This window comes from Anaerophaga thermohalophila DSM 12881 (genome assembly GCF_000191885.1).
Taxonomy (GTDB): domain Bacteria; phylum Bacteroidota; class Bacteroidia; order Bacteroidales; family Marinilabiliaceae; genus Anaerophaga; species Anaerophaga thermohalophila.
Genome location: NZ_AEWI01000095.1, coordinates 1 through 3,797, shown reverse-complemented (window position 1 = coordinate 3,797; position 3,797 = coordinate 1). Strand labels below are relative to the sequence as shown.

The window sequence follows — 3,797 nt, the reverse complement described above, 5'->3', positions numbered from 1 at the left end:
ACGGGCCCCAACAAAACTGTATACGCCAGCCGGGGCTCCACAGCATATTCAAGCATTCGTTTTTCCTTGTTACACGCTCACGGCTTGACACACACTTTTCGGGTTGAAAGCCCCGGCCTGACGCATACAGTAGGGACGTTGTAGCACATTTAAAACAGACGCAATGAAAAAAATAATCTTTACAATTTTAACAGGATTATTCCTGACAGCTGTGGTCAATGGACAAACACTTCATTTGTATGGTGGAAAGAACCATGATGTGTATTTGGGTTGCTTGAATTGTAATAGCTATGACCAAAATTCGATTTGGAATGAATATGGAAAATATGGGAATAGCTATAATTCAAATTGCATATGGAATAAGTATGGGACTTATGGTAATGAATATAATTCGTATTCACCATGGAATTCATACTCAAATGACCCACCAGTTGTTGTGGACAAAGAAGGGAATTTTTATGGATATTTCACAGTAAATGAATATCAATCAAAAAGAGCAGAATTTGAACTTGCCTTAATTATTTACAAATATCATGAGTTAATAAGAGAAGATGTTGACGAATGGTATGATAAAATATTTGAATAAAATTAATGCTTATGAAAGCAAAACTAATTACAATTTGCTTATTGACTTTTTTGTCAATAAATGTGTTCGCTCAAATGAACATATCAACAAATTTTCGTCAAGACGGTATTTGGGATGATGAAAAAGAAGAGTGGTCAATATTTTCCACTGATGACGAAGAAATTACATTTTTTGAGTATAATAAAGATTTTACAATGTTTAAACATACCACAGCTTCAATTACTTCGGCATATATGATTAAATCACAGAAATATGACGAAGAAAACGAAAGGTATGAATTTGACGTAGTAAGCGATGTTGGTAATAAGTACTATATGATTTTTGACTTGAAAAATGAAAATGTTCGATTCATTTATGAAAGAGAAGGAAGTTTATTTTTAGTACAACATTCTATCAAAAGAGTATGGTTTGACGAAGAAGATGAATAAAAACGTGCTACAACACGCAATATAGCCAATGGCGGGGTATGTGGAGTTTTGAAGCATTCTGCCCCGCATCAAGGTTTGTAACGGTGGATAGTGACGAAGCCCGCAAACCGCCACTGTCCATATTGCCGAGCGTTGCCGGCAAGGCTAATGACCCCAGATGCGGAGAAAAATGCCTTTAAACAACGCAAAAAATGCGGAGAAAACCCACTATATTTACTGTAAAATTTGCGGAATAAAATGAAGGTTTACATTTACGAAAACGAATTTTGGCCAAACTTTACTTGGAATGACCAAGAAATAATAGAGATACTTGGAAAGGTAAGAAACCTGCAAGGAAGGATTGTTGGCAAGATGGAATCCTTAGGTTTTAATCTAAAACAACAAGCTGAATTAGAAACATTAAAAACTGAAATATTACGTTCATCTGAAATCGAAGGAGAAATACTCAACCCAGAACAGGTTCGCTCATCAATTGCTCGCAAATTGGGTATGGATATTTCCGGATTAATACCATCAGACAGAAATGTTGAAGGTATTGTAGACATGATGCTTGATGCTACGCAGAATTTTAGCCAACCTTTGACAAAGGAAAGACTTTTTGATTGGCATTATGCGTTATTTCCAACAGGGAGAAGTGGAATGTATAAAGTCATCGTCGGTAATTGGCGTAATGATTCTACGGGGCCCATGCAAGTGATTTCCGGGCCAATGGGAAAAGAAAAAGTTCATTTTCAAGCCCCAGCCGCAACACGAATAGAGGAAGAAATGAATACTTTTCTTGATTGGTTCAATAATTATGAAAAAATTGATTTAGTATTGAAAGCAGGTATTGCTCATTTGTGGTTTGTCACAATTCATCCATTTGAGGACGGAAATGGAAGAATTGCCAGAACAATAAGTGATATGCTATTAGCACGGGCAGATGGAATATCACAACGGTTTTACAGTATGTCAGCCCAAATTAGACAAGAAAGAAAGGAATATTATGAAATTCTTGAAAAAACCCAAAAAGGAGATTTAAATATAACAAAATGGCTTACCTGGTTCTTAAGTTGTTTACTAAATGCTCTAAATGAATCTAATATAATTTTAGAAAAAGTAATTAGCAAACACAATTTCTGGATAGAAAATGCATTAAAAATCCAAAATGAAAGGCAAAAATTAATGCTTAACAAAATTCTTGATGGAGATTTTTTTGGGAAATTAACTTCATCTAAATGGGCAAAAATAACAAAATGTTCACCAGATACTGCATTAAGAGATATACAAGACTTGATTGATAAAGGGATTCTCAAAAAAACAGAAAAAGGAGGAAGAAGTACAAATTACGAATTAATTGAATAAAGAATTAAAGCCCAGCCGGCAACAAAGCTATATACGCCAGTCGTGGCATCCACAGCATATTGAAGGTCTTGTATTACCCACAACCATGCGTTCAAGCTGATAAATCCACAGCTGGTCTGAAACCACGCCCAGGCGCATATAGCCGGGACGTTGCGCAATTGCAACGAAAAAAAACACTGACTGTTCTAATTAATTCCGAACTTTAATCGTATCTTTGACGTAAGATGATTAAACCCAAAACAAATTGAGAATTACAAACAAACACATTCTTGGCAAACTGATTAAGAAAAATCAGGGGAATTCAAAATTGGTCAAAGCTGTTCGGCAACTAATTTCCGATATTGAGAAAAATGATTGGGAAACGCCTCTTGATTTGACAAATGACAGACCAGATGCCGATTGTGTTTATGGTGGAGAGTTCTATTTTTTCAATATTAACATTCACAGGACTTTAATCCTAATTGAATTTGAAGAAAATGGAGAAGCAACAGTTGTTTGGGCAGGAAACCATGATGATTATGAAATGACTTTCAAAAACAACCGAAATGTCATCAAAAAATGGTTGAGAGATAATAATTGGATTTAAAGCAAAGAACGATGAAAGATATTAAAGACATAAAAGAAATTGAAAATATCGAAAGACTTGAAAATGAATATGATTTACAAAAAGCATCATTGCTTGAGCGTAAATTGCGATTAATGATTAAAGAAAACCCGGATTTAAAACCCATTCGGGAAAAAATAAGAGACTTAATATCAGAATACGAAAGCAGAAAATGGTCGGATTTTGAAAAAATAACCGATTCCCAAATAGAAGAATCTGATAAAGCAGAAGAAATCGTTGATTATGAACAAAAATTCATACAGAAACGAAAAGAAAGCATCAGAAAAAAGCTTAAAGAATTTGATATGACTCAGCAGGATTTGGGACAGATACTGGGCCACCCAAAATCATATATGAGTGAATTAATAAATGGTGTTTCCCAATTCACGTTGAAAGATTTGATAATAATCCATCGACTTTTAGGGATAAGCTTGAAAACATTAATTCCAACTTATCTTCAATCTGAAACAAGAGATAAAGTGAGAGAATCCATTGATAAATTGAATAAACCAAAACTCAGATTGAGAAAGACAGAAATAGCATAGAAGCAAAATCGCATAACGAAGCTATATACGCCAGCCGTGGCATCCACAGCATATTGCAAGCTTCTTTTTTCCTTGTTACCCGCTCTCGGCTTGAAACATTCGTAGCGGGTTTGATAGCCCCGGGCGAACGCACGCAGCCAAGCGTTGTTGCGACACGAAGTCGCTCTATATAACTATTTTACAGGGCAATAACCCTGATAAACCTATTGTTCTTCCAATAGTATCCTACCGGGACAACGGATGTATGGCTTGCCCTGTTAAATATAATTTTCACAGGGTGAACCATTATC

At 35.4% G+C, this 3,797-nt stretch carries 6 protein-coding genes; 5 read left to right on the top strand and 1 reads right to left on the bottom strand.

What is annotated here, in order from left to right; all coding sequences use genetic code 11:
- Window positions 1–163 precede the first annotated feature (163 nt).
- From ATH1_RS0115670 to ATH1_RS0115660, 3 genes are all read left to right on the top strand, one after another.
- The gene (locus ATH1_RS0115670) at window positions 164–586 is read left to right on the top strand and encodes a hypothetical protein (protein WP_010423892.1); all 423 of its coding nucleotides are present in this window, start codon (window positions 164–166) and stop codon (window positions 584–586) included.
- 11 nt (window positions 587–597) lie between these two features.
- Window positions 598–1,014: a hypothetical protein gene (locus ATH1_RS19735; protein ID WP_044115468.1), complete on the top strand. Its 417-nt coding sequence runs from the start codon at window positions 598–600 to the stop codon at window positions 1,012–1,014.
- A 237-nt stretch (window positions 1,015–1,251) separates the two neighbouring features.
- Window positions 1,252–2,358 (top strand): Fic family protein, encoded by a 1,107-nt coding sequence (locus tag ATH1_RS0115660; protein WP_010423886.1) that lies wholly within the window; start codon window positions 1,252–1,254, stop codon window positions 2,356–2,358.
- A 27-nt stretch (window positions 2,359–2,385) separates the two neighbouring features.
- Here the strand turns inward: ATH1_RS0115660 and ATH1_RS21520 are convergent, their stop codons facing one another.
- The gene (locus tag ATH1_RS21520; RefSeq protein WP_156062771.1) at window positions 2,386–2,535 is read right to left on the bottom strand and encodes a hypothetical protein; all 150 of its coding nucleotides are present in this window, start codon (window positions 2,533–2,535) and stop codon (window positions 2,386–2,388) included.
- A gap of 67 nt (window positions 2,536–2,602) precedes the next feature.
- On the opposite strand from ATH1_RS21520, the gene ATH1_RS0115655 reads away from it, so the two are divergent.
- Window positions 2,603–2,944: a type II toxin-antitoxin system HigB family toxin gene (locus ATH1_RS0115655; RefSeq protein WP_010423880.1), complete on the top strand. Its 342-nt coding sequence runs from the start codon at window positions 2,603–2,605 to the stop codon at window positions 2,942–2,944.
- Window positions 2,945–2,955: 11 nt separating this feature from the next.
- Complete coding sequence (locus ATH1_RS0115650) at window positions 2,956–3,507, top strand: helix-turn-helix domain-containing protein (RefSeq protein ID WP_029164171.1); 552 nt, start codon at window positions 2,956–2,958, stop codon at window positions 3,505–3,507.
- Window positions 3,508–3,797: the final 290 nt, after the last annotated feature.